Source organism: Kitasatospora sp. NPDC048407 (genome assembly GCF_043200475.1).
Classification (GTDB): Bacteria; Actinomycetota; Actinomycetes; order Streptomycetales; family Streptomycetaceae; genus Kitasatospora.
In genome coordinates this window covers 59,748-84,654 of record NZ_JBICXW010000019.1, presented here as the reverse complement: position 1 = coordinate 84,654, position 24,907 = coordinate 59,748, and the positions used below count along the sequence as shown (strand labels likewise).

Sequence of the window (24,907 nt, the reverse complement as noted above, 5' to 3'; positions counted from 1 at the left end):
CGGGGTTCACGGCTGCGCCGGGGTGTTGCTGGGCACGGGCGGCGGCGGGGTGGTCAGGGAGGCGGTCGGCACCTGCGGGCCGGACGGGCCAAGTGTGGCGGAGGCGCTCGGGCCGGGGACGGCGGACGGGGTCGGCGTGGTGAGCGACGGGGCGTCGGCCGGGCCGACCGTGCGGGACGGGCGGCCGGGGGTGAGCGTGACGCCCACGGCGATCGCCAGGCAGGCGGTGACGGTGACGGTCGCGCCGACCCGGACCCGGCGGCGCCGGCGGCCGAGGGCGGCGATCCGCGGTGCGGGCGGGGCGGCGGTGCGGGCGGAGGCGGCGTCGGCGGCCGTCCGCAGCGCGCCGGCCAGGCGCGCGTCGATGGACGTCATCGGAGGTTCTCCTCGGCCTCGGAGGGGGTGTCGAGGTGCTGGGCGAGGGCGGCCCGGGCCCGGGACAGGTGGGCCTTGACGGTGCCCGGGGCCATGCCGGTCTCGGCGGCGATCTGGTCCAGCGGCAGGTCGCAGACGTAGTAGAGGGCGGCGCACAGGCGCTGGCGTTCGGACAGGCGTCGCAGCGCGGCGGTCAGATCGACGGAGGCCGGGTCCGGGCCGTCCACGTCGGCGGGTCGGCCGTGCCGCCGCCAGGCCCGGGCGGCGGTGCGGGTCCGCCGCCAGCGGCTGATCGCCAGGCGGCCCGCGACGGTGCGCACCCAGGCTTCGGGGGCGTGGTCGCGGTCAAGCGTACGGCGGTGGCCCCAGGCGCGGACGAAGGCCTCCTGGACCACGTCCTGCGCCTCGTGCAGGTCGCCGGTGACGACGTACAGCTGGCCGGTGAGCCGGCGGACCGAGTGGCTGTAGAACTCGGTGAACTCCTCCTCGGTCATCGGTCGGCTCCTCGGCAGATTTCGGTTGCTTACCTGTCGCTACGAACGGCGGGACGCTCCGGTTGACGTGGGTGACGCAGCTCACTGCGGCGGGTGTCCGCGGCCTTGACGGGCCTGGCGTGGCCGCGCAGAATTCATCGCATGATGAATTCTGCGGCGGGGCCGGCCGACGACCCCGCGATCCGGATCACCGGACTCGTCGTCCGGCGCGGCGGCACCACCGTGCTGCCCGGCCTCGACCTCGACGTCCCCCGCGGCACCGTCACCGGCCTGCTCGGACCCAGCGGCTGCGGCAAGACCACCCTGCTGCGCGCCGTCGTCGGCGTACAGCGCACGGACGCCGGCACCGTCACCGTGCTCGGCCGCCCCGCCGGCAGCGCCGCCCTGCGCGACCGGGTCGGCTACGTCACCCAGGCCCCGTCCGTCTACGGCGACCTGACCGTCGGCGAGAACCTCGACTACTTCGCCGCCATTCTGGGCGCCCCGCGCACCGACCCCGACCGGGTCATCGAACTGGTCGGCCTGGACGCCCACCGCCGCACCCCCGTCGCCCGGCTCTCCGGCGGCCAGCGCGCCCGCGTCTCGCTCGCCGCCGCACTGCTCGGCCACCCCGAACTGCTCGTGCTGGACGAACCCACCGTCGGCCTCGACCCCGTCCTGCGCCACGACCTCTGGCAACTGTTCGCCACCCTCGCCCGAGGCGGCGCCACCCTGCTGGTCTCCAGCCACGTGATGGACGAAGCCACCCGCTGCGACCGCCTGCTGCTGATGCGCGACGGCCGCCTGCTCGCCCACGACACCCCCGCCGCGCTGCTCGCCGCCACCGGCGCGGCCGACGTGGAGAGCGCCTTCCTCACCCTCGTGCAGCAGCCGCAGGAGACCGTCCGATGAGCGCCGCCACCCGCCGCACCCTGGCCACCGCCCGCCGCGTCCTCGCCCAACTGCGCCACGACCCGCGCACCATCGCCATGCTGCTGGCCGTCCCCTGCCTGCTGCTGGTGCTGCTCAAGTACATGTACGACCGGCAGCCCGGCACCTTCGACCGGATCGGACCCGAACTGCTCGGCGTCTTCCCGCTGATGGTGATGTTCCTGGTCACCTCGGTGGCCATGCTCCGGGAACGCACCACCGGCACCCTGGAACGCCTGCTCACCATGCCGCTCGGCAAGCTCGACCTGCTGCTCGGCTACGCCCTCGCCTTCGGCCTGGTCGCCCTGGTGCAGGCCGCCGTCGCCTCCGCCCTCACCATCGGCCTGCTCGGCCTGCACGTGGCCGGCCCGACCTGGCTGCTGTTCGCCGTCGCCCTCGCCGACGGACTGCTCGGCATGGCCCTCGGCCTGCTGGTCTCCGCGTTCGCCGCCACCGAGTTCCAGGCCGTCCAGTTCCTGCCCGCCGTCCTGCTGCCCCAACTGCTGCTCTGCGGACTGTTCGTCCCCCGCGACGACATGGCCCCCGCGCTGCGGGCGATCTCCGACGTACTCCCGCTCTCCTACGCGGTCGACGCGATGGGCCGGATCACCACCCGCGGCGGCCTCGACGGCCCCGTGCTCGCCGACCTCGCGGTCGTCGCCGGCAGCGCACTGCTCGCACTCGCCCTCGGCGCGGCCACCCTGCGCCGCCGCACCGCCTGAACGCCCCAGGTCTGAACGCCCCAGGTCACGGGACGGATCATTCGTAACCGTCCCGTGCCCCCGCCACCATTGGGGACGGCCGTGCCCCTGGGGCAGAATCGACGCCATGACCGAATCCGACCGGACACCCGACCAGGGGTCCGCCGCCAACGGGCCCAAGTACGCCGACCGCGTCTACCGCTCCGTTCCCGGCGTCATCGCGGGCGTCATGCTGCTCGGAGTCGCCGCCTGGCTGATCGGCGACGCGATCGTCTCCGGCACCGGCGCCACCCCGTGGGTCGCACTCGCCGCCGCGCCCGTCTTCTGCTTCCCGGTGGCCGCCTACACCCTGCGGCCCATCGTGAAGGCGAACGACCAGCGACTGCTGGTCCGCAACCCGCTGCGCACCGTCGTCGCGCCGTGGGCCAGCGTGGAGGGCCTGAAGGCCGGCTACTCGGTCGAACTCTTCGCCGGCGGACGCAAGTTCCAGATCTGGGCGGTCCCCGTCTCGCTGCGCCAGCGCAAGAAGGCCAACCGCCGCGCCGCCAAGGCCGTGGCCGCGGGCGACCCGCACCTGCCCGCCACCGGCAAGAAGTCGCAGCGCCACGACCAGCTCGACCCCACCCGCGCCTGGTCCGACGCCGTCGTCACCTCCCTCCAGGAACAGGCCGACCGCCACGCCAACAACCCCGCCGCCACCGGCGAGGTCCAGGCCACCTGGTGCTGGTGGGTCATCGCCCCCACCCTCGCGGGCCTGGTCGCCCTGATCTCCGTCATCGCGGCGACCTGAGCCGCCCGGCAGACAGCAACAGGGCCCCGGGGTTCTCCCCGGGGCCCTGTTGCTTTGCGAAGTCGACGGACGGTCAGACGAGGCCGGCGGCGAGCGCCAGGTCCTGCTTGATGGTGGTCAGCAGGGCGTGGGCCTGTTCGCGGGTGGCCGGGAGGACGTCGTGGGTGGCGACCGGGAGGACGACCTCCAGGTAGCACTTGAGCTTGGGCTCGGTGCCGGAGGGGCGGACCACGATGCGGGCCGAGGTGACGGTGGGGCCGCTGAGGTAGTAGCGGAGGCCGTCGGTGGGCGGGAGCTCGGGGGTGCCGGCGGTGAGGTCGTCGGCGTGGGTGACGGTGAGGCCGGCCAGTTCGACGGGGGGCTTGTCGCGGAGGGTGCGCATGGCGTCGGTGATGACGGTGAGGTCGTCGACGCGGACCGAGAGCTGGTCGGTGGCGTGCAGGCCGTGGGCGAGGGCCAGGTCGTCCAGCAGGTCGGTGAGGGTGCGGCCGTCGCGCTTCAGGCCGGCGGCGAGTTCGGCGATCTGGAGGGCGGCGGTGATGCCGTCCTTGTCGCGGACGCCGTCCGGGTCGACGCAGTAGCCGAGGGCCTCCTCGTAGCCGTAGCGGATGCCCTCGGCGCGGGAGATCCACTTGAAGCCGGTGAGGGTCTCTGCGTAGCCGAGGCCGGCCGCGAAGGCGATCTTGCCGAGCAGGGTGGAGGAGACGATGGTGGTGGCGAAGACGCCGCTCGCGCCCTTGGCGGCGAGGGCCGCGCCGAGCAGCGCGCCGACCTCGTCGCCGCGCAGCATCCGCCAGTCGCCGTCGTGGGTGGGGACGGCGACGGCGCAGCGGTCGGCGTCCGGGTCGTTGGCGATGACCAGGTCGGGGCGGGCGGCGCGGGCGGTGGCGAAGGCCAGGTCCATCGCGCCGGGCTCTTCCGGGTTGGGGAAGGCGACGGTGGGGAAGTCCGGGTCGGGCTCGGCCTGTTCGGCGACCACGGTGGGCGCTGGGAAGCCGGCGCGTTCGAACGCGGCGAGCAGCACGTCGCGGCCGACGCCGTGCAGCGGGGTGTAGACGGTGGAGAGCTCGCGCGGGCCGTCGGCCTCCAGGACGGAGGCGGCGCGGTCGAGGTAGGCGTCCAGGACGTCCTCGCCGAGGACCTCCCAGCCTTCGGTGGCGCGCGGCACGGAGGCGAGGGCGCCGAGCGCGTCGATCTCGGCGGCGATGTCGGCGTCGGCGGGCGGGACGATCTGCGAGCCGTCGCCCAGGTAGACCTTGTAGCCGTTGTCCTGCGGCGGGTTGTGGCTGGCGGTGACGACCACGCCGGCCGCCGCGCCCAGGTGCCGGATGGCGTACGCGAGGACGGGGGTGGGCAGCGGCCGGGGCAGCACCGCGGCGCGCAGGCCGGCGCCGACGACGACGGCGGCGGTGTCGAGGGCGAAGTCGTGCGACTTGTGGCGGGCGTCGTAGCCGATCACGATCAGGTCGCCGAGCGCGGGGTTGGCGCGGACGTACGCGGCGAGGCCGGCGGCGGCGCGGATGACCACGGCGCGGTTCATCCGCATCGGGCCGGCACCGAGTTCGCCGCGCAGGCCGGCGGTGCCGAACTGGAGCCGCCCGTCGAACCGTTCGGCCAGCCGCGACCAGGCGATCCGCTCCTCGGACTCGGCGTCCGGGCCCTCGGCGGCGGCCAGCAGCGCGGCCAGCTCCTCACGGGTCTGCGGGTCGGGGTCCTCGGCCAGCCAGGCCCGGGCCCGGTCGAGGAGGTCGGTGGTGGGTGCCTTCGGCATGCGGCCCGCTCCCTGTACGTGGGTGGAAGGAGTGTCAGTGCTGCGGCGAACTGAGCGACGGCGGCCACCGAACCCGTCGGTGGCCGCCGTCGTCCTGCGCCGATTCTCGGTCAGAGGTGCTGCGCCGCCCGGGAGTCGCCTCCCGGGCGGGGTGTCAGATGCGCTCCAGGACCTTCGCCAGCAGGGCGCCCATCCGCTCGGCGGAGGCCTTGCCGGCCTCCAGCACCTCGGCGTGGTTGAGCGGCTCGCCGGTGATGCCCGCGGCCAGGTTGGTGACCAGCGAGATGCCGAGCACCTCGGCGCCGGCCTCGCGGGCGGCGATGGCCTCCAGGGTGGTGGACATGCCGACCAGTTCGCCGCCGAGCACCCGGGCCATGTTGACCTCGGCCGGGGTCTCGTAGTGCGGGCCGCGGAACTGCACGTACACGGCCTCGTCCAGCGACGGGTCGACCTCGAGGCACAGGGCGCGCAGGCGCTTGGAGTACAGGTCGGTGAGGTCGACGAAGTTGGCGCCGACGATCGGGGAGTCCGCGGTCAGGTTGATGTGGTCGCTGATCAGCACCGGCTGGCCGGGCGTCCAGCCGTGGCGCAGGCCGCCGCAGCCGTTGGTCAGCACGATGGTCTTGCAGCCCGCCGCGGCGGCGGTGCGCACGCCGTGCACCACGGTGGCCACGCCGTGGCCCTCGTAGTAGTGGTTGCGGCCGAGGAAGACCAGGGCGCGGCGGTCGCCCTCGCCGGGCATCCGGACCGAGCGGACGGTGCCCGCGTGGCCGGCCACCGCGGGGGCGGGGAAGCCGGGCAGCTCGGTGACCGGGAATTCGGAGAGCGTCTCACCGAGGGCGTCGGCGGCCGGCACCCAGCCGGAGCCCATCACCAGGGCGACGTCGTGGCGTTCGGCGCCGGTGAGTTCGCGCAGCCGGTCGGCGGCTTCCCGGGCGGCGGCGTAGGGGTCGGCGGAGACGACCGTCTGAGGAGATGCGTTCACAAGGTCGAGGATAGGTCAAATCTGCCTACGCGCGTAGACAACTGGGCCGAGCCATGCCGGATCGTTACCCGGAATGTACGGAACGCCGCCATTCGTCCCCGCCGGCCCGGCCGGACTACGCCCGAACTCCCGTCCGGCGCAAGCGCGGAGACGTCGTCAGCAAGCGCGGAGGCCTCGTCAGCAGGGGCGGCGGCGGAGGTCCAGCACGTAGTCGTCGGGGGCGCCGGCGCTCTCCGCGGCGTCCGCGATCAGACCGAGGTAGCGGGCCGCGGGCAGGCCGCCCTCGTAGTCGTTCAGCACGTACGTCCACACCGCGACCTCACCGTCCAGGGTCTGCGCGCGCAGCTTCACCTTGCGGTAGATGCCGAGCTGCACGCCCTCCCAGCGGTCCAGGCCTTCTTCGTCCATCGGGGCGATGTCGTAGAGCGTGACGAAGACCTGCTCCTTCTCGTCCTCCACCACGGTGGCCAGCGAGCCCTCCCAGCCCAGCTGCTCGCCGCCGAAGGTCAGCCGCCAGCCGGGCAGCCAGCCGGAGCCGCGCAGCGGGGAGTGCGGCGCGCGCCGGCTCATCTGCCGGGCGTCGAGGTTGGTGGCGTAGGCGGCATAGAGCGACATGACCGCCAGCCTACGGGAGCGGCCCGCCCGCGCAGGTCCGTCCGCAGCCTCGGCCCCATCTTCGGGAGCAAGGGTCAACAGCAACGGCCCCGGCGTGGAATCCGTTCCGGCGTGCGGGACAATGGAGCACGTGACTCGGATCGTGATCATCGGTGGCGGACCAGGCGGATACGAGGCGGCCCTCGTGGCAGCCCAGCTCGGCGCGGAGGTGACCGTCGTCGATCGCGACGGTCTGGGCGGATCGGCGGTGCTGACGGACTGCGTGCCGTCCAAGACGCTGATCGCCACCGCCGAGGTGATGACTACCTTCGACAGCTCGTACGAGGAACTCGGCATCCTGGTCGCGGACGGCACGCCGGACGCCGCCGACCCGGCCCGGGTGGTCGGGGTGGACCTCGGCAAGGTGAACCGACGGGTGAAGCGGCTGGCGATCGCCCAGTCGCACGACATCACCCAGGCCGTCACCCGGGCCGGCGTCACCGTGCTGCGCGGCCGCGGCCGGCTCGGCAGCGGCGGGCAGGCCATCGACGGCTCCCGCGAGGTGCTGGTCGACCACGCCGACGGCAGCGTCGAGGCGCTGCGGGCCGACGCGGTGCTGATCGCCACCGGCGTGCGCCCGCGCGAACTCCCCGACGCCCAGCCGGACGGCGAGCGGATCCTGGCCTGGACGCAGGTGTACGACCTGGAGGAGCTGCCGCGCGAGCTGATCGTGGTCGGCTCCGGCGTCACCGGCGCCGAGTTCGCCGGTGCCTACCAGGCGCTCGGCTCCAACGTCACGCTGGTCTCCTCGCGCGACCGGGTGCTGCCCGGCGAGGACCCGGACGCCGCCGAGGTGCTGGAGGACGTCTTCCGCCGCCGCGGCATGAACGTGATGGGCCGTTCGCGTGCCGAGAGCGTCAAGCGGATCGGCGACCGGGTCGAGGTCACGCTGGCCGACGGCAAGGTGATCACCGGCACGCACTGTCTGATGGCGGTCGGCTCCATCCCCAACACCGCCGACCTGGGCCTGGAGGAGGCCGGCGTCGCGGTCAACGACTGGGGCCAGATCAAGGTGGACCGGGTCTCCCGCACCTCCGCCCCCGGCGTGTACGCGGCCGGCGACTGCACCGGCGTCTTCATGCTGGCCTCGGTGGCCGCCATGCAGGGCCGGATCGCCATGTACCACGCGCTCGGTGACGCGGTGCAGCCGCTGAACCTGAAGACCGTGGCGTCCAACGTGTTCACCGACCCGGAGATCGCCACCGTCGGCTACACCCACGCCGACGTGTCCTGCGGAAAGATGGACGCGGTCGAGATCAAGCTCCCGCTGCGCGGCAACCCGCGGGCCAAGATGCAGGGCATCCGGGACGGCTTCGTGAAGCTGTTCGCCCGCCCCGGCACCGGCATCGTGGTGGGCGGTGTGGTGGTCGCGCCGCGCGCCTCCGAGCTGATCCACTCCATCTCGCTGGCCGTGGACAACAACCTGACGGTCGAGCAGGTGGCCAACACCTTCACCGTCTACCCGTCGCTGTCCGGCTCCACCGCCGAGGCGGCGCGTCAGCTGCACATTCGCAAGCGCGAAGGCGCCGCTTCCTGACGTTCCACCGGCTCGTTCGGGCCGAGCCGGGCGCACGCCGCCCGGCTCACCCGCCCGGCGGAGCGCGCATTGTACGGTCGTGCGCCGCTCTCAGGTGAGCAAATCCAGTTACCAGGTGCAAACGCCTGAAAGCAGACGGTCACTCGGGTTACCGTCGGTTCTGTGTTTGCTGCAGAACGTCGCCAGTTGATCCTCGAGATGGTGCGCGCCAACGGAGCCGTGTCGCTCCGAGAGCTGGCCCGCGTCGTCCAGACCTCCGAAGTCACCGTCCGCCGGGACGTCCGGGCGCTGGAGGCCGAAGGGCTGCTCGACCGCCGCCACGGCGGCGCGGTGCTCCCCGGCGGCTTCAGCCGGGAGCCCGGCTATCCGCAGAAGACCCACCTCGCCGCCGCCGAGAAGAGCGCCATCGCCGATCTCGCCGCGGGCCTGGTCGAGGAGGGCGACGCCATCGTGGTCGGCGCCGGCACCACCACCCAGGAGCTGGCCCGCCGGCTCGCCCGGGTGCCGGGGCTGACGGTGGTCACCAACTCGCTGCTGGTCGCCCAGGCGCTGGCGCACGCCAACCGCGTCGAGGTGGTGATGACGGGCGGCACCCTGCGCGGATCCAACTACGCGCTGGTCGGCAGCGGCGCCGAACAGTCGCTGGCCGGGCTGCGGGTCACCAAGGCCTTCATCTCCGGCAGCGGACTGACCGCCGAACGCGGCCTGTCCACCGCCAACATGCTCTCGGCCAGCGTCGACCGGGCCCTGGTGCAGTCCGCCAACGAGGTGATCGTCCTCGCCGACCACACCAAGCTCGGCGCGGACAGCATGTTCCAGACCGTCGCCACCGACGGGATCACCCGGCTGGTCACCGACGAGCACACCGCCGCCGAGGACCCGACGGCCCGCGAACTCGACGCGCTCGCCGACTGCGGCGTGCAGATCTCGGTCGCCGCGCTCGGTCTGTCCGCCGAGACCTCGACGGTGCACCCGCAGCCGTCCTCGGCGGTGCCGCGCCGCCCCGTCCCGCCGGCCGGCCTGGCCCCCGGCTCCCCGCTGCCCGGCCAGCGCCGTCCCGCCCCGCACGGCACGCTGCCGGTCGCCCCGCGGCTCGCCGAGCGGATCCGCTGACCGCACCCCGTTCCGCTCCGCCCGCCCCGCTTGTAGCGTCTGGCCTCATGGACGCATCGAGTGAACGGCTCGACCGCACAGCGGAGTTGACGGTCCGGTCGGCGCGGGGCGGGCGAGGCCCCGCGACCTGGGGCCAGCGGGCCATCCACACCGCGCTGGTCAAGCTGGGCCCCGACGCGCCGCGCTACAACCTGCGGCTGTCGGCGCCCGTCGAGCCCGGCCTGCCGCTGGAGACGGCGCTGCGCGCCTTCACCGAGCTGCTGCACCTGCACGACGCGCTGCGCACCCGGCTGGTCGAGCGGGACGGCGAGCTGGTGCAGGAGGTGGACGCGGACGGGGCGCTGCCGGTCGCCGTGCTGCACCGCTCCAGCGCCGAGCGGGCCGCCGGGGCGGCGGCGGAGCTGCTCGCGGAGTTCGCCGACCGGCCGTTCGACCTGCCGCGCGAGTGGCCGGTGCGGCTCGGCCTGGTGCTGGTGGACGGCCTGGTCCGGCAGACGGTGCTGGTGCTGTCGCACACCGCCTCGGACGGCTGGGGGATGCGCCGCGCCGTCCGCGACCTGACGCTGCTGGCCGCCGGGCGGAGCGCCGACGAGCTGCGCACCGAACGGGACTTCACGCAGCCGCTGGAAGAGGCGGCCGAGCAGGACTCGCCGCGCGGCCGCCGCCGGGACGCCGCCGCCCGCCGGTACTGGCGGGACAAGCTGAGCTCCGGCCCGCGCACCCAACTCCCGCGCCCGGACGGCGAACCGGACCCGGAACGGCGGTTCCCGTTCGCGGTGCTGCGCTCCCCGGAGCTGGCTTCCGCGCTGCCGCGGGCCGCGGCCCGGCTGCGGACCAGCGACGCCACGGTGCTGCTGGCCGCCGCCGCGACCGAACTGGGGCGGCTGGGCGGGCAGCGTGAGGTGCTGTTCCAGGTGGTGGTCGGCAACCGGTTCACCGCGCAGTCCGCCGAGGCCGTCACGACGCTCGCCCAGGAGGGCCTGTTCCATCTCCCGGAGCTGGCCGGGGAGTTCGACGAGACGGTCCGCCGCTGCCAGGGCCCGGCGCTCAGCGCCTACCGCCACTCCGGGTACCACAAGCCGCAGTTGGACGCCGACCTGGAGGAACTGCGTTCGGCTGATGCGGAGTTGGCCGACCACTCGGTGATCTGGAACGACACCCGGGACCCACTGGCCGCCCTGATGCCCGGCGGGGTCGGCGAAGTCCCTCTGGTGGAACGGGAGTTGAGCTTCCCGGACACGTTCCCGGCCCGCCCCGGGGTGTCCGTCGCGGTGGACGTGGTCGCCGCGCCCGGCGCGATCGAGCTGCTGATGGTCGCCGACAGCGCGCTGCTGGAGCGCGCGCAGATGGCGCAGTTCCTGTGCGGCGTCGAGCAGTTGGTGCTGGAGGCGGCCGAATAGCCGGATGGGCGGCGGGAGTTGGTGAACTCCCGCCGCCCTTCCTGGACGGATCAGACGTCCTTGATCTCGCAGAGCGCGGCGCCACTGGAGACCGACTGGCCGACCTCGGCCTTCAGGCCGACCACGGTGCCGGCCTTGTGGGCGTTCAGCGGCTGCTCCATCTTCATCGCCTCCAGGACCACGATCAGCTCGCCCTCGGCGACGACCTGGCCCTCCTCGACGGCGACCTTGACGATGGTGCCCTGCATCGGCGAGGCCAGGGTGTCGCCGGAGACCGCGGAGGCGGCCTTCTTGGCGCCCACCCGGCGCTTCGCCTTGCCCGCCGCGGCACCCGCGGCCGGGGCCGAGGCGACGCCCAGCGAGGACGGCAGCGACACCTCGATGCGCTTGCCGCCGACCTCGACCACCACGGTCTCGCGGCCCTCGGGCTCCTCGCCGTCGCCGCCGGCGCCCGCGAACGCCGGGATGGTGTTGTCGAACTCGGTCTCGATCCAGCGGGTGAAGACCGTGAACGGGCCCTCGGAGCCGTGCACCTCGGGGGCGAAGGCGGGGTCGGTGACCACGGCCTGGTGGAACGGGATGGCGGTGGCCATGCCCTCCACCTTGAACTCCTCCAGGGCGCGCTTGGCGCGCTGAAGGGCCTGCTTGCGGTCGGTGCCGGTGACGATCAGCTTGGCCAGCAGCGAGTCCCAGGCCGGGCCGATGACCGAGCCGGACTCGACGCCGGCGTCCAGGCGCACGCCCGGGCCGGACGGCGGGGCGAACAGCGTGACGGTGCCGGGCGCGGGCAGGAAGTTGCGCCCCGGGTCCTCGCCGTTGATCCGGAACTCGAAGGAGTGACCGCGGACCTCCGGGTCGTCGTAGCCGAGCTCCTCGCCGTCGGCGATCCGGAACATCTCACGGACCAGGTCCAGACCGGTGACCTCCTCGGACACCGGGTGCTCGACCTGGAGCCGGGTGTTGACCTCCAGGAAGGAGATCAGACCGTCCTGGGAGACCAGGAACTCGCAGGTGCCGGCGCCGACGTAACCCGCCTCACGCAGGATCGCCTTCGACGCCCGGTACAACTCGGCGTTCTGCTCCGCCGTCAGGAACGGCGCGGGCGCCTCCTCGACCAGCTTCTGGTGGCGACGCTGCAACGAGCAGTCACGAGTGGAGACCACCACCACATTGCCATGCCGGTCGGCCAGACACTGCGTCTCGACATGCCGCGGCTTGTCCAGATACTGCTCGACGAAGCACTCACCGCGGCCGAACGCGGCCACCGCCTCACGCACCGCCGACTCGTACAGCTCCGGAATCTCCTCCAGCGTACGGGCCACCTTCAGACCACGACCACCACCACCGAACGCCGCCTTGATCGCAACCGGCAGACCATGCTCAGACGCGAACGCGACCACCTCCTCGGCACCCGACACCGGGTCGGCGGTACCAGCCACCAACGGGGCACCAGCGCGCTGCGCCACGTGCCGGGCGGTGACCTTGTCACCCAGGTCGCGGATCGCCTGCGGGGGAGGGCCGATCCAGGTCAGGCCGGCGTCGAGGACGGCCTGGGCGAAGTCGGCGTTCTCGGACAGGAAGCCGTAGCCGGGGTGGATCGCGTCCGCGCCCGAATCGGCGGCCGCCTTCAGGACCTTCGCGATGTCCAGGTAACTGCTCGCGGGGGTGTCGCCGCCCAGCGCGTACGCCTCGTCGGCCGCCCGCACGTGCAGCGCGTCCCGGTCCGGCTCGGCGTAGACGGCGACACTCGCGATACCGGCATCCCGGCACGCCCGGGCGACGCGGACAGCGATTTCGCCGCGATTGGCGATGAGCACCTTGCGCACTGTGGCTCCCTTCTCGAACCTCGTCGAGTCTATGGATTGAAGGGCGCTACCGGCGAGTAGTCCCTGGTGGTGAGCGTGCTCACACGCTCGGGTTTCCCGACTTCCGTACGGACGACGGCGATTGGCGACGCACCGCAGGTCGCGGGGCGCGCGGGTCGCTCGGGAAACACGGTGGACCGGGTGGCCTCAGCCACGCCGGAGCATGGTTCAAGCGGCCGCCGGCTGCGGCGGGGCGGTCGCCTCGGCGGTCACGTCCGCCTCGAACTCGACCACGTCCGGGCCGTACGCCCGGGCGTTGACCACCCGCAGCACCACCGCGAACGCCCCGTCCGGGCCGTGCCGGCGGGCCAGCGAGCGGTGGTGGGCGGCCAGGTAGCGCACCGCCGCGTGGTTGGAGACAGCGGTCTGACCGGCGATCAGGAACACCGGCCGGCTGCCCGGCCGCAGGTGTATTCGGGCCAGCAGTACGTACGCCGTCCCGCCCGGCTGCTCGGCGGGCGTCCGGAAGGCGAACTCCCGCTCCCCGATCAGCAGTGTGCGCACCGGATGCCCGGCACCGTCCGGCGGGGCGATGAACACCGCGCCGGGCAGCCAGGACGCCAGGTGCGCACCGGTCCGCGTGTTGCTCTCCGGACCGCCCACGCAGAACTCGGTCTTGTCGCCCAGCCCCTGACGCACCTCGTCGTGCGAGGTCAGCACGGACCGGGCCCCGCACTCGCGGACCAGCGCGGCCACTTCCATCAGCGCGTACACGTCGTCACGGGCCACGCTGTGCGGATCGGACGAGGAGACCTGCCGATTGGCGACCAGCAGCGCCTCGCCGCCGGACTGCAGCCCGAAGAACGCGCGCTCCCGCTCCAACCGGCGGCGCCGGCGCACCGTCTGCGCCAGCCAGCCCAGGCCGGCGCTGATCGCCGAAGCGACCAGTCCCAGCACGACGTTGAGCACCCCATCGGTCATGTTCCGCTCCTCAACGCCCCTTTCCGGTCCGGCTCGCCAGCCTAACGGCGGCCCACCGGCCCCGGGGGTGGAACTGTGCAACAGATGTACGCCCCCGGTTCTGTCCGATTCCGCACCTTGCGAACCGGAATCCGGTCACTCTCTTCGCGGGCCGACATAACAGAATGGTTCAGACCATTGACCGGGTTCGGGGGCCGTCCCTAGCGTCGCAGCCACCATCACATATCCGAATAATTCACGGGGGAATCGTGAAGCGCTCCATGCTGCCCGTCGCACTCGCCGCGACCGCCCTGGCGCTCACCGCCTGTTCCAGCAGCGGCAGTTCGACCAAGGCCGCGGCCACCCCGGAGCCCACCGCCGCGACCTACGGGTGCCTGACGAAGGCGCAGGCGGCAAAGGGTTCCTTCGCCCTCGACGCGGGCACCGCGGGCGGCACCGAGCTGGACGCCTACTACCAGGACTCGGACGCCGGCGGGGCGAAGACCGCGCTGATCCTCTCCCACCAGCTGAGCGGATCGCTGTGCGAATGGGCGCCGGTTTTCGGCGAGTTCACCAAGGCCGGGTATGCCGTGACGGCCTTCACCAGCGAGGGCGACGTCACCGAGGGCATCAAGGCCGCCGCCAACCGCCTCAAGGAGAAGGGCGTCACCAGCATCGCCCTGATCGGCGCCTCCAAGGGCGCCGCAGCCTCCCTGGTCGCCGCCAAACTGGACAGCCCGCTGCCGATCAAGGCCGTGGTCTCGCTCAGCTCGCCCGACGTGTACAGCCAGTTCAACGCGGCGCTCGCGGTCAAGTCGGTGAAGATCCCGACCTACTTCGCCGCCGAGGAACTCGACGTCCCCTTCAACGCCAACGCCAAGGCGCTGTACGAGGCCTCGGTGGCCGAGGACAAGCAGCTGAAGCTCTACCCCGGCGGCAACCACGGCGCCCCGCTGCTCAAGGACGGCGCACTGCCCGACGTCCAGGCCTACCTGGCCAAGCACGCGCCCGCGGCGGGCTGAGCGGTTCTGTTCAGACCCAGAGGTCGGTGATCCGGACGTCCAGCTCGGCGAGCAGGCGGCGCAGCAGCGGCAGCGACAGGCCGATCACATTGCCGGGGTCGCCGTCGATCCCCTCCACGAACGGTGCGGAGCGGCCGTCCAGGGTGAACGCCCCGGCCACGTGCAGCGGTTCGCCGGAGGCGACGTAGGCGGCGACCTCGGCGTCGTCCGGGGTGCCGAACCGGACGGTGGTGGACGCCGTCGCCTGCGCCTGCCGGCCGGTGGCGGTGTCGATCACGCAGTGGCCGGTGCGCAGCACGCCCGCGCGACCGCGCATCGAGCGCCAGCGCTCGATCGCCTCGGCGGCGTCGCCGGGCTTGCCGAGCGCCTGGCCGTCCAGCTCCAGCACCGAGTCGCAGCCGATCACGATCGGCGGCTCACCCGGCTCGGCGGCCAGCTCACCGGCGATCTTCCCGGCCTTCGCCACCGCCAGCACCAACGCGAGCTCGCCGGGCGTCGGCGCGGACAGCGCGTCCTCGTCCACCCCGCTCACCCGCACCTGCGGATCCAGGCCCGCCTGCCGCAGCAGGCCCAGCCGGGCGGGGGAGGCGGACGCGAGAACGAGCGGGCGGCGAGCGGTCATGCCTTCAGCCTAACCGTGCCGGGCCAGCACCAGCGCCGCCGCGATCACGGCCAGCGCCGCCAGCACCACCGCCGTGCGGCGCAGCCTGCGCTGCACCTCGCGGGCCTCGGGCGACGGCTCGTCGCGGGGGTCTTTCCAGAGCATTCGATCAGCCTGCAACGTGCGTGCGGCGCGGCGCCTGAGTATCCGTACTCAGTCCTGGGACGGGTGATGGTTCGGACGCATGCTTGACGCGGAGCTCCGCGACCCCTGCAATGGAGCAGCTGACTTGTCCGGTTCATGATCGGCGCCGTGCGGGGCGCCGAACTCCCCCCACGAACCGGCAGCAGGTCGGCTCCAGGTCAGGGCACGCACAGCAGACCACCCCACTGGTTCAGGCTGAGGAGTCCCATGTCCGACCTCGTCACCACCGCAAGAGCCGCCACCGACGCGGCCCGCCCGCACTTCGTCGCGCTCTACCGGGTCGTCACCGCCCTGCTGTTCGCCTGCCACGGCGCCGCCTCACTGTTCGGCGTCCTCGGCGGGGCACACGGCGGCGGCACCATCCCCGCCGGCACCTGGCCAGGCTGGTACGCCGCCGTCATCCAGCTCGCCTGCGGCGCGCTCGTCCTGCTCGGCATCGGCACCCGGGCCGCCGCGCTCATTGCCTCCGGCTCGATGGCGTACGCGTACTTCACCGTGCACCAGGAGAACGCGCTGTTCCCGCTGCAGAACGGCGGCGAGCCGGCCGTGCTGTTCTGTTGGGCGTTCCTGCTCATTGCTGCCGTTGGCCCGGGCAGCTTCGCGCTCGGTCGGCGGTTCGCGCGCTAGGGAGAGCACAACCAGGGGCGCTGGGGGTACCCCCAGGCGAAGCCGAGGGGGCGGAACTGCGCGACAAGCGCAAGTCACGTCCGCAAGGTCGCGATCAAGTGCAGGTCATTGTCCTGCGTCGCGATCTTGCGGTTGGGTGCCTTCCGCTTCGCGCAGTTCCCCGCGCCCCCGGCTTCGCACCCGCTCGCGCCCCCGGTTTCGCACCCGGTCAGGACGGCGGTGGGGAGCACGGCCCCGAGAGGGCCACCGCCACCAGCGCGCGGAGGGCCGGGGCGACCTGGCCGAGTGGGAGCGTGCTCTCGTCGGCGAACAGTTCGAGCAGCCAGCCGCCCGCAGGGTTGGCGCCGCCCGCGGCGACCATCGCTCGGTAGCCGGAGACCACCATCACGGCCTCCTCGGAGGGGTCGTTGCCCGGTGCGCCGACCCGCAGGGCGAACGATCCGCCGGTGACGGCGCGGCCGGTCAGTGGGTAGTGCCGCAGGTCGAACACCGCGTCCGGGGCTTCGATCTGGGCCCGCTGGGTGCGGGCCCGGGCCGATGCGGGGCCGCCCGTCATCCGGTACACGGCGTGCCGGGCGGTGCGCATCAGTGGTGAGCCCGGTGGTACGTACGACACCCACCAGCCGACGGCGTTGAGCAGTCGTGACGCGGTTTCCGCGACCACCGACAGACGCCCCAGCGTGTCGGCCGGATGCGTCACCGCGCCCTGTACGCCGCCCTGGTCCAGCGCCGCGAGTGCTGCCGCCAGGAGCTGTCCCGGGTCCGCGCTGTGTGCCGAGCCGCGGAACCGTCGCCGTTCGCCGTTGGGCCGTCCGGTCGGCGCGCGGCGGCTGTCCGCGAGCTGTACCACCGGGTCCGGGGTGAACCCCGGTCCCTGGGCCCGGCCGGCCACCACCGGGTGCGCCGCCCGGGCGGCCTTCGCCCGGTACTGGGCGGCGTCGGCCAGCCGGAACAGGCGGTCCGCCGTGGTCACCGGGCCGATCGAGTCCCCGGTCGAGGCGATCCCGCAGGCGACGCCCTCGCCGTCCGTCAACTCCAGTGCGCGGGTGCACAGTTCCTCCGCGACCGCGACCACCTCGTCCGCGGACTGGCCCTCCGTGAGCAGGCAGAACTCGTCCCCGCCGAGTCGCGCCGCGAGGCTGCCGGGCAGCTTCGCCGCCGACAGCGACAGCTGGTGCGCGAACCGCTCCAGCAGCCGGTCGCCCATCTCGTGGCCCAACTGGTCGTTGACCCGCTTCAGCCCGTTCACGTCGCACACGACCAGCGACACCACCGCGCCGTCCCGGGCGTGCGCCTTCAACGCCTCCTCCAGCCGGGCATCCACCGCGCGACGGTTGGCCAGGCCGGTCAGCGCGTCCGTGAACGCCAGTCGGCGCAGGTCGGCGACCCGTTCGGTCTGCGCGAGGCCCGCCGCGATCTGCGCGGCCAGCAGGGTCGCGTACTCGGCGTCGGCATCGGTGAACACCGGCATCCCGATCCCGCGCGCCAGGTACAGCTCGCCCCATGCCTGGCCGTGCAGCACGATCGGCGCGACCAGGCAGCTGCCCCGGCCCCGCCGTCGCAGGCCTGCGGCGCGCGAGCGGCAGAACGCGCCGGAGGCCGGGAGCGGGTGCCCGGCGTGCGGACCGAGATCCTCCGCCGTCTGCACCCAGGCGCGGGGGAGTCGGCCGGTGGTCCAGTGCTCCTCCAGGTACGTCACGATCTCCGGGAAGTCCGCGACCGGATACGACTCGTCCTCGGGCAGCTCCTCCTCGCCCGGCGCGAGCTCCCCGTGGTTGACCAGCACCCGCAACCGGCCCGACTCGCGGTCCCACACCGAGACCGCCGCCATCGTCGCCCCCAACGCGGACGTCGCCCGGGCCGCCGCCGCGTTCACCGCTTCCAGCGGCGTCATCGCCCCCGCCATCGCCTGCGCGAGCTCCACCACCGCCTGCAACCGCGAGTCCGGCGCAACCTGATCGCTCATCGCCGCCACATTCCCTCCCACGGGCCGTTTCGTCCAGCCTATGGCGGTATGGGTGGATTTCTGGGCAGGTGAGAGCGAAACCGGGGGCGCTGGGGGTACCCCCAGCGAAGCGAGGGGGCGGAACTGCGCGAGGCGGAAGGCGAACGTCGGAAAGATCGCGGGACGGGCAATGACCTGACGTTCGTGGCGACCCGATCAGAAACTCAAGCCCCCGGGGCCGGGGTGCGGGTCAGCAGCCAGGGCTCGACGAGGCCGAGGCCGCGGACCGGGCGGCGCCACATGGGCTGGAGGTGGAAGCGGTGGCCGGGGGCAGGGGTGCCCTCCGGGAGTGTCGCGGAGCCGTTGTGTTCCAGCGCCGTGGCGAGTTCGCCGTCGACCAGGACGGCGTCCTTGGGGGCGATGGAGGTGAGGCGGGAGGCCAGGTTGACGGTGGTGCCGAAGACGTCGCCCATGCGGGAGGTGACGGTGCCGAAGGCCATGCCGACGCGGAGGGCGGGCATGTTGTCCTCCTTGGCGAGGGTCTCGACCAGGGAGAGGGCGATCTCGGCGACGGTGGCGGGGTCCTCGGAGACGAAGAGGATCTCGTCGCCGAGGGTCTTGACGACGCGGCCGCCCTGGCCGGCGATCAGGTCGGAGCAGGTGTTCTCGAAGCCTTCGACGAGTTCGCCGAGTTCCTCTTCCTCCAGGCGGCGGGAGAGCCGGGTGAAGCCGACCAGGTCGGCGAAGGCGACGGCGAGGCGGCCGGAGGTGGTCTCGGTGTCCTCGGCGGCCTGGACGACGCGGCCGGTGACGGCGGCGAGTTGGCGGCGCCAGACGTACACCAGGAACTGTTCGAGCTCGGGGAGGAGCAGTTCGACCAGGGGGTAGGCGACGTCGGAGCGGGTGAGGCCGGGTTCGACGGGCTGGGTGAGGTTGTCGAGGAAGGTGTCCATCTGCCAGCCGGCGAGTCGCGCGGTGGTCTGGCCGGTGGAGCGGGCGACCTGGATCGCCATCGGTTCGCTGAGCAGCCCGGACTCGATCAGGCCGGCCAGGCGGCGCAGCGCGATCACGTCGTTGTCGTTGAGGGCGCGGGACTGGCCGATGTCGGGGAAGCCCATGGCGCGCCAGAAGCGGGTGGCGAGGTCCATCGGGACTTCGGCGACGCGCGCGGCCTGGTACGGGGTGTACTTGCGCGGCGCGTCGAGGATCAGCCGCTCGAGGTCGGTCGCGACGGTGGTCTCGTCCGTCCCGTCGTACGCGTCGGCGGGAGTGCCGCCGTTGCCGGAGCCCGTGGTGGCGCCGCCGTTGTCTGTCACCGGTCCGTCCCCGTGCGTTCGCGCACTTGTGTCTTGCCGTCCTCGGGGTTCGGCTACGCGACCACCGCAGGGGGTAGTGGCGAGCCTCACACCGCTGCCAGGTGGAATGTTCGCACGGAATCGCGTAATCCGGGGCATCCGCCCGGCAGCGGACCCGAGGGTCCCGCTGGGTGAGACCGGGCCGGTGGGGGCCGGTCAGTTCTGCGGGCGGACGTGCACCACGTCGCCCGCGGCGACGGCGTGCCGGGTGCCGTCGGCGGTGCGGACCACCAGTCGGCCGTCGCCGTCGACGGCCACCGCGTCGCCCAGCAGCTCGCGCTCGCCGGGGAGTTGGACCTTCACCGGCCGGTTGAGAGTGGTGCAGCGGGCGGTGTACGCGGGCAGCAGTCCGCTGGCGTGCGGGTCGCCGGCGGCGGCCGTCCACTCGCCGTACAGTTCGGCGAACTCGCGCAGCAGGGCGCGCAGCAGGGTCGCCCGGTCGGTGGTCCCGGCGCCCGCGAGGGCGAGCGAGGTGGCGGTGGGGACGGGCAGTTCGGCCTGCCGCAGCGAGACGTTGAGGCCGAGGCCGGCGACGACGGCGCCGCCGGAGAGTTCGGTGAGGATGCCGCCGAGCTTGCGTTCCTGGCCGTCGACCTCGGCCTGCAGGTCGTTGGGCCACTTCAGGCCGGTGCGGACGTCGGCGATCCGGTCGAGGGTGGCGGAGACGGCGGTGCCGATCAGGATCGGCAGCCAGCCGTAGCGTTCCATCGGCACGCCCTGCGGGCGCAGCAGCACCGACAGGAACAGCCCGGAGCGGGGCGGCGCCGTCCAGCGGCGGTCGAGCCGGCCGCGGGCGGCGCTCTGCGATTCGGCGACCAGGATCGCGCCCTCGGGCGCGCCGTCCTTGGCGCGGGCGGCCAGGTCGGAGTTGGTGGAGCCGGTCTCGCTCACCACATCGAGTGAGGTCCACAGCGCGCCGGGGCGCAGCAGGTCGAGCCGCAGCGCCGCCTCGTCGAGCGGGGGACGGTCCAGGTCGGTCCACGGGGACGGGCCGCCGTGGCCGAAGCCGCGCAGTCCGGAACGACGGGGCCGGGGGCTCTCGGGAGTGCTCACCCCAGCCACCCTAGAGGTACGGCCAACAGCCGCACGCCGCATCATCGTCCCGCAAACCGGGCAGTGGCACGATGTGTCGATGGCCATAGCCGCGGACGCCCCCGCGCTGGCTACGCTACGCAACGGTAGACCGCAGCGCCGCCCTGCCCGTAACCCTCCACGCCCCGGGCCGGCGGCCGAGGACGCAGGGAGAGCCACCGCAATGGCCGAGGCACCGCACGACCCGCACACCACCGCCGGAAAGCTCGCCGACCTGCGCCGGCGGATCGACGAGGCGGTGCACTCCGGTTCCGCCGCGGCGGTCGAGAAGCAGCACGCCAAGGGCAAGCTGACGGCCCGCGAGCGGATCCTGGAACTGCTGGACGAGGACTCGTTCGTGGAGTTCGACGAGTTCGCCCGGCACCGCTCGACCAACTTCGGCCAGGAGAAGAACCGGCCGTACGGCGACGGCGTGGTCACCGGCTACGGCACCGTGGACGGGCGCCAGATCGCGGTGTTCGCCCAGGACTTCACGGTGTTCGGCGGCTCGCTGGGCGAGGTGTTCGGGGAGAAGATCGTCAAGGTGATGGACTTCGCGCTGAAGACCGGCTGCCCGATGATCGGCATCAACGACTCCGGCGGCGCCCGGATCCAGGAGGGCGTGGTCTCGCTCGGCCTGTACGGCGAGATCTTCCGCCGCAACGTGCACGCCTCGGGTGTGATCCCGCAGATCTCGCTGATCATGGGCCCGTGCGCGGGCGGCGCGGTGTACTCGCCGGCGGTCACCGACTTCGTGGTGATGGCCGACAAGACCTCGCACATGTTCATCACCGGCCCCGACGTGATCAAGACCGTCACCGGCGAGACCGTGGACATGGAGGAGCTGGGCGGCGCCCGCACCCACAACACCAAGTCCGGCAACGCGCACTACCTGGCCGCCGACGAGAAGGAGGCCATCGAGTACGTCAAGAGCCTCCTGTCGTACCTGCCGTCCAACAACCTGAGCGACCCGCCGGCCTACCCCGAGCAGGCCGACCTCACGATCACCGAGCAGGACCTCGAACTCGACACCATCGTCCCGGACTCGGCGAACCAGCCGTACGACATCCGGCACGTGATCGAGCGGGTGCTGGACGACGGGGACTTCCTGGAGGTCCAGCCGCTGTACGCGGGCAACATCGTGGTCGGCTTCGGCCGGGTCGAGGGCCACCCGGTGGGCGTGGTCGGCAACCAGCCGATGGACCTGGCCGGCTGCCTGGACATCGCCGCCAGCGAGAAGGCCGCCCGCTTCGTGCGCACCTGCGACGCGTTCAACATCCCGGTGCTGACCTTCGTCGACGTGCCCGGCTTCCTGCCCGGCACAGGCCAGGAGTGGGACGGCATCATCCGCCGCGGCGCGAAGCTGATCTTCGCCTACGCGGAGGCCACCGTCCCGCTGATCACCGTGATCACCCGCAAGGCGTTCGGCGGCGCGTACGACGTGATGGGCTCCAAGCACCTGGGCGCCGACCTCAACCTGGCCTGGCCGACCGCGCAGATCGCCGTGATGGGCGCGCAGGGCGCGGTCAACATCCTGCACCGGCGGGAGATCGCCGCCGCCGAGGCGGAGGGCCGGGGCGAGGAGCGCCGGGCCGAGCTGCTCGCCTCGTACGAGGACACCCTGCTCAACCCGTACCTGGCCGCCGAGCGCGGCTACGTCGACGCGGTCATCGCGCCCAGCGAGACCCGCAAGCACATCGTCCGCGGGCTGCGGGCGCTGCGCGGCAAGCGGGAGGCGCTGCCGCCGAAGAAGCACGGCAACATCCCGCTGTAGCAGAAGGGTTCACCCCGCGACATGACTCCCATTCAGGTGCTGCACGGGCAGCCGACCCCCGAGGAGCTGGCCACCGTCCTGGCGGTGGTCCAAGCCCGGGCCGCCGCCGGGGCCGCGTCGGCCTCCGCGAGCGGCCCGGCCACCGCGTGGACCAGCCGCACTCCCCGCCCCGTCCCCGCGCACGGGCCGCACGCCTGGCGCACCAGCTTCTGGCCGCGCTGATCATGGCCGGATCGCCGACGCTCAGTCGGCGATCCGGTCCGCGCGGGTGTAGACGTTCGCGGTGCGGCCGCGCAGGAAGCCGACCAGGGTGAGGCCGAGCTCCTCGGCCAGGTCGACGGCGAGCGAGGACGGCGCGGAGACCGCCGCCAGCAGCGGCAGGCCGGCCAGCGCGGCCTTCTGGGTCAGTTCGAAGGAGGCCCGGCCGGAGACCAGCAGGACGTGCCCGCGCAGCGGGAGCAGGCCCTCGCGCAGCGCCCAGCCGACCACCTTGTCCACCGCGTTGTGCCGGCCGACGTCCTCGCGCGCGCACAGCAGGGTGCCGTCGGCGGCGAACAGCGCGGCGGCGTGCAGGCCGCCGGTGGAGTCGAAGGTGCGCTGGGCGGCGCGCAGCCGCTCCGGCAGGGCGTAGAGCACCTCAGGGTCGAGCCGCAGCGGGTCCGCGGAGACGTCCCAGCGGCTGCGGGTGCGCACGGCGTCCACGGTGTCGCGTCCGCACAGGCCGCAGGCGCTGGTGGTGAGCAGGTTGCGGTGCGCGGACAGTGCGGGGCGGGCGCCGCGGACGGCCGCGTCGACCACGTTGTAGGTGTTGGCGCCGTCCTCGTCGGTGCCCGCGCAGTAGCGCAGCGCGGCGAGCTCCCCGGTGGCGCCGACCAGGCCCTCGCCGACCAGGAAGCCCGCCACCAGGTCGAAGTCGTGGCCGGGGGTGCGCATGGTGACGGTCAGCGCCTCGCCGCCGATCCGGATCTCCAGCGGCTCCTCCGCCGCCAGACTGTCGGGTCGCGCCCCGCGCTCCCCGCCGTCCAGCCGCACCACTCGCCGCCGTACCGTTGCCCGCGCCATCCGTGTCGCACCTCCGCGGGCCAGTCAACCATCCGGGGACGCGGCGCCGGTTGCTTGTCATATCCGCATTCACCTGATGAGAATGTGCATATGGATATGCACAGTGTCGTCGTCCAGGTCGGCAAGGCCGACGTCAGCGCCCAGGATGTCCTCGCCGTCGCCCGGGGCGGGGCCAGGGTGGAGATCGGGCCGGACGCGCTCGCCGAGATGGCCGCCGCGCGGGCCCGGATCGACGCCCTCGCCGCCGAACCCCGCCCGGTGTACGGGGTCTCCACCGGCTTCGGCGCGCTGGCGGTGCGCCACATCAGCCCCGAACTGCGGGCCCAGCTCCAGCGCTCGCTGGTGCGCTCGCACGCCGCCGGCATGGGCCCGCTGGTGGAGACCGAGGTGGTTCGGGCGCTGATGTTCCTGCGGATGAAGACGCTGGCCTCCGGCCGCACCGGCGTCCGCCCGCTGGTCGCCCAGACCATGGCCGCCCTGCTGAACGCCGGAATCACCCCCGCGGTACGGGAGTTCGGCTCGCTCGGCTGCTCCGGCGACCTCGCCCCGCTCTCGCACTGCGCGCTCGTCCTGATGGGCGAGGGCACCGCGTTCGGCCCCGACGGCGTCGAGAAGGACGCCGCCGAACTGCTCGCCGCCGCCGGCATCGAACCCGTCGAACTGCTGGAGAAGGAGGGCCTGGCCCTCATCAACGGCACCGACGGCATGCTCGGCATGCTGGTGATGGCCCTCGCCGACCTCCAGCGCCTGTACACCACCGCCGACATCACCGCCGCGATGACGCTCGAGGCGCTGCTCGGCACCGACAAGGTGCTCGCCCCCGAACTGCACGCCCCGATCCGTCCGCACCCCGGCCAGGCCGCCGCCGCCGCCAACATGCTGGCCGTGCTGCGCGGTTCCGGCCTCACCGGCCACCACCAGGACGACGCGCCGCGGGTCCAGGACGCCTACTCGATCCGCTGCGCCCCGCAGGTGGCCGGCGCCGGCCGCGACACCCTGGCGCACGCCGCGCTGGTCGCCGACCGCGAACTCGCCGCGTCCGTCGACAACCCGGTGGTGCTGCCCGACGGCCGGGTCGAGTCCAACGGCAACTTCCACGGCGCGCCCGTCGCCTACGTGCTGGACTTCCTGGCGATCGCCGCCGCCGACCTCGCCTCGATCTCCGAGCGCCGCACCGACCGGCTGCTCGACAAGGCCCGCTCGCACGGCCTGCCCGCGTTCCTCGCCGACGACCCGGGCGTGGACTCCGGTCTGATGATCGCCCAGTACACCCAGGCCGCCCTGGTCAGCGAGAACAAGCGGCTCGCGGTGCCCGCCTCGGTGGACTCCATCCCGTCCTCGGCGATGCAGGAGGACCACGTCTCGATGGGCTGGTCCGCGGCCCGCAAGCTGCGCCAGGCGGTGGCCAACCTCGGCCGCGTGCTGGCCGTCGAACTCGTCGCCTCCGCACGGGCGTTGGAGATACGGGAACAGGCCGCCGAGGAGACCGGGGTGCTCGCCCCGGCGACCGCCGCCGCGGTCGCCGCCGCCCGCGCGGCCGGCGTCGGCGGGCCCGGCCGGGACCGCTTCCTCTCCCCGGACCTGGAGGCCGCCGCCGAGCTGGTCGCCTCCGGCACACTGATCGGGGCCGTGGAGCAGGTGACCGGCCCGCTCGCCTAAGGGCCTGTCCGGCCCTAAGGGCACGACACAGGACGGGCGCGCCGGACTACTGTCCGAACGCGCCCGTCCCGCTTGGCGAAACGCCATTGCCCA

24 protein-coding genes are annotated in these 24,907 nt (G+C 73.2%); 11 read left to right on the top strand and 13 right to left on the bottom strand.

The annotated features are described in order from the left end of the window. Positions 1-6 precede the first annotated feature (6 nt). Both ACGFWJ_RS28355 and ACGFWJ_RS28350 read right to left on the bottom strand, forming a co-directional pair. Complete coding sequence (locus tag ACGFWJ_RS28355) at positions 7-375, bottom strand: hypothetical protein (RefSeq protein WP_392954687.1); 369 nt, start codon at positions 373-375, stop codon at positions 7-9. Continuing rightward, a complete protein-coding gene (locus tag ACGFWJ_RS28350) occupies positions 372-869 on the bottom strand; it encodes a SigE family RNA polymerase sigma factor (RefSeq protein ID WP_387644789.1) in 498 nt (165 codons plus the stop codon). Before ACGFWJ_RS28350 ends, ACGFWJ_RS28355 begins: the two co-directional genes overlap by 4 nt. A 141-nt stretch (positions 870-1,010) precedes the next feature. Here ACGFWJ_RS28350 and ACGFWJ_RS28345 point away from each other — a divergent pair, with 141 nt between their 5' ends. The 3 genes from ACGFWJ_RS28345 to ACGFWJ_RS28335 all read left to right on the top strand — a co-directional run bounded on the left by ACGFWJ_RS28345 (position 1,011) and on the right by ACGFWJ_RS28335 (position 3,269). Continuing rightward, complete coding sequence (locus ACGFWJ_RS28345) at positions 1,011-1,760, top strand: ABC transporter ATP-binding protein (RefSeq protein ID WP_392954685.1); 750 nt, start codon at positions 1,011-1,013, stop codon at positions 1,758-1,760. After that, positions 1,757-2,500, top strand: a complete 744-nt coding sequence (locus ACGFWJ_RS28340; protein WP_387644793.1) for an ABC transporter permease — start codon at positions 1,757-1,759, stop codon at positions 2,498-2,500. Before ACGFWJ_RS28345 ends, ACGFWJ_RS28340 begins: the two co-directional genes overlap by 4 nt. Before the next feature lie 106 nt (positions 2,501-2,606). Further along, on the top strand, positions 2,607-3,269 hold the full coding sequence (locus ACGFWJ_RS28335; protein ID WP_392954683.1) for a PH domain-containing protein: 663 nt from the start codon (positions 2,607-2,609) through the stop codon (positions 3,267-3,269). A gap of 73 nt (positions 3,270-3,342) precedes the next feature. Here the strand turns inward: ACGFWJ_RS28335 and ACGFWJ_RS28330 are convergent, their stop codons facing one another. The 3 genes from ACGFWJ_RS28330 to ACGFWJ_RS28320 all read right to left on the bottom strand — a co-directional run bounded on the left by ACGFWJ_RS28330 (position 3,343) and on the right by ACGFWJ_RS28320 (position 6,640). Further along, positions 3,343-5,040, bottom strand: a complete 1,698-nt coding sequence (locus tag ACGFWJ_RS28330; RefSeq protein WP_392954681.1) for a phospho-sugar mutase — start codon at positions 5,038-5,040, stop codon at positions 3,343-3,345. A gap of 154 nt (positions 5,041-5,194) precedes the next feature. Next, positions 5,195-6,025, bottom strand: a complete 831-nt coding sequence (locus ACGFWJ_RS28325; RefSeq protein WP_387644801.1) for a purine-nucleoside phosphorylase — start codon at positions 6,023-6,025, stop codon at positions 5,195-5,197. Positions 6,026-6,202: 177 nt separating this feature from the next. Continuing rightward, entirely contained in the window at positions 6,203-6,640 is a 438-nt protein-coding gene (locus tag ACGFWJ_RS28320; protein ID WP_387644804.1) for a gamma-glutamylcyclotransferase, read from the bottom strand. A 121-nt stretch (positions 6,641-6,761) separates the two neighbouring features. On the opposite strand from ACGFWJ_RS28320, the gene ACGFWJ_RS28315 reads away from it, so the two are divergent. From ACGFWJ_RS28315 to ACGFWJ_RS28305, 3 genes are all read left to right on the top strand, one after another. Further along, positions 6,762-8,216 carry an NAD(P)H-quinone dehydrogenase gene (locus ACGFWJ_RS28315; protein ID WP_392954679.1) on the top strand — a complete coding sequence of 485 codons (1,455 nt, stop codon included), beginning with the start codon at positions 6,762-6,764 and terminating at the stop codon, positions 8,214-8,216. 198 nt (positions 8,217-8,414) lie between these two features. Continuing rightward, positions 8,415-9,329, top strand: a complete 915-nt coding sequence (locus ACGFWJ_RS28310; RefSeq protein WP_392954757.1) for a DeoR/GlpR family DNA-binding transcription regulator — start codon at positions 8,415-8,417, stop codon at positions 9,327-9,329. A 47-nt stretch (positions 9,330-9,376) separates the two neighbouring features. Next, positions 9,377-10,729 carry a condensation domain-containing protein gene (locus ACGFWJ_RS28305; RefSeq protein ID WP_392954677.1) on the top strand — a complete coding sequence of 451 codons (1,353 nt, stop codon included), beginning with the start codon at positions 9,377-9,379 and terminating at the stop codon, positions 10,727-10,729. A gap of 50 nt (positions 10,730-10,779) precedes the next feature. On the opposite strand, the gene ACGFWJ_RS28300 is transcribed toward ACGFWJ_RS28305, so the two are convergent. Then, positions 10,780-12,555 (bottom strand): acetyl/propionyl/methylcrotonyl-CoA carboxylase subunit alpha, encoded by a 1,776-nt coding sequence (locus tag ACGFWJ_RS28300; RefSeq protein WP_392954675.1) that lies wholly within the window; start codon positions 12,553-12,555, stop codon positions 10,780-10,782. A gap of 207 nt (positions 12,556-12,762) precedes the next feature. Beyond that, the gene (locus tag ACGFWJ_RS28295) at positions 12,763-13,515 is read right to left on the bottom strand and encodes a hypothetical protein (RefSeq protein WP_392954673.1); all 753 of its coding nucleotides are present in this window, start codon (positions 13,513-13,515) and stop codon (positions 12,763-12,765) included. Between the two features lie 248 nt (positions 13,516-13,763). Between ACGFWJ_RS28295 and ACGFWJ_RS28290 the strand changes: the two genes are divergently transcribed. After that, a complete protein-coding gene (locus ACGFWJ_RS28290) occupies positions 13,764-14,516 on the top strand; it encodes an alpha/beta hydrolase family protein (RefSeq protein WP_392954671.1) in 753 nt (250 codons plus the stop codon). Positions 14,517-14,526: 10 nt separating this feature from the next. Here ACGFWJ_RS28290 and ACGFWJ_RS28285 read toward each other — a convergent pair whose 3' ends face one another. Both ACGFWJ_RS28285 and mmpB read right to left on the bottom strand, forming a co-directional pair. Beyond that, on the bottom strand, positions 14,527-15,138 hold the full coding sequence (locus ACGFWJ_RS28285; protein WP_392954669.1) for a Maf family protein: 612 nt from the start codon (positions 15,136-15,138) through the stop codon (positions 14,527-14,529). 9 nt (positions 15,139-15,147) lie between these two features. Beyond that, entirely contained in the window at positions 15,148-15,282 is a 135-nt protein-coding gene (mmpB, locus tag ACGFWJ_RS28280; protein ID WP_387644821.1) for a morphogenic membrane protein MmpB, read from the bottom strand. A 246-nt stretch (positions 15,283-15,528) separates the two neighbouring features. On the opposite strand from mmpB, the gene ACGFWJ_RS28275 reads away from it, so the two are divergent. Further along, on the top strand, positions 15,529-15,948 hold the full coding sequence (locus tag ACGFWJ_RS28275; RefSeq protein ID WP_392954666.1) for a DoxX family protein: 420 nt from the start codon (positions 15,529-15,531) through the stop codon (positions 15,946-15,948). 208 nt (positions 15,949-16,156) lie between these two features. Here ACGFWJ_RS28275 and ACGFWJ_RS28270 read toward each other — a convergent pair whose 3' ends face one another. The 3 genes from ACGFWJ_RS28270 to ACGFWJ_RS28260 all read right to left on the bottom strand — a co-directional run bounded on the left by ACGFWJ_RS28270 (position 16,157) and on the right by ACGFWJ_RS28260 (position 20,301). Beyond that, entirely contained in the window at positions 16,157-17,914 is a 1,758-nt protein-coding gene (locus ACGFWJ_RS28270) for a diguanylate cyclase domain-containing protein (protein ID WP_392954664.1), read from the bottom strand. A 203-nt stretch (positions 17,915-18,117) separates the two neighbouring features. Beyond that, positions 18,118-19,209, bottom strand: coding sequence for an adenylate/guanylate cyclase domain-containing protein (locus ACGFWJ_RS28265; protein WP_392954662.1), 1,092 nt, complete (start codon positions 19,207-19,209; stop codon positions 18,118-18,120). A gap of 195 nt (positions 19,210-19,404) precedes the next feature. Further along, positions 19,405-20,301 carry a biotin--[acetyl-CoA-carboxylase] ligase gene (locus tag ACGFWJ_RS28260; protein ID WP_392954660.1) on the bottom strand — a complete coding sequence of 299 codons (897 nt, stop codon included), beginning with the start codon at positions 20,299-20,301 and terminating at the stop codon, positions 19,405-19,407. A 202-nt stretch (positions 20,302-20,503) separates the two neighbouring features. Between ACGFWJ_RS28260 and ACGFWJ_RS28255 the strand changes: the two genes are divergently transcribed. Together ACGFWJ_RS28255 and ACGFWJ_RS28250 are read left to right on the top strand one after the other, a co-directional pair. Beyond that, entirely contained in the window at positions 20,504-22,093 is a 1,590-nt protein-coding gene (locus tag ACGFWJ_RS28255) for an acyl-CoA carboxylase subunit beta (protein WP_387644835.1), read from the top strand. Between the two features lie 21 nt (positions 22,094-22,114). After that, the gene (locus ACGFWJ_RS28250) at positions 22,115-22,315 is read left to right on the top strand and encodes an acyl-CoA carboxylase subunit epsilon (RefSeq protein ID WP_392954658.1); all 201 of its coding nucleotides are present in this window, start codon (positions 22,115-22,117) and stop codon (positions 22,313-22,315) included. Positions 22,316-22,336: 21 nt separating this feature from the next. Here the strand turns inward: ACGFWJ_RS28250 and fdhD are convergent, their stop codons facing one another. Continuing rightward, positions 22,337-23,155 carry a formate dehydrogenase accessory sulfurtransferase FdhD gene (gene fdhD, locus ACGFWJ_RS28245; protein ID WP_392954656.1) on the bottom strand — a complete coding sequence of 273 codons (819 nt, stop codon included), beginning with the start codon at positions 23,153-23,155 and terminating at the stop codon, positions 22,337-22,339. A 96-nt stretch (positions 23,156-23,251) separates the two neighbouring features. Between fdhD and hutH the strand changes: the two genes are divergently transcribed. Further along, entirely contained in the window at positions 23,252-24,814 is a 1,563-nt protein-coding gene (hutH, locus tag ACGFWJ_RS28240) for a histidine ammonia-lyase (RefSeq protein WP_387645017.1), read from the top strand. The last annotated feature ends 93 nt before the right edge of the window (positions 24,815-24,907 follow it).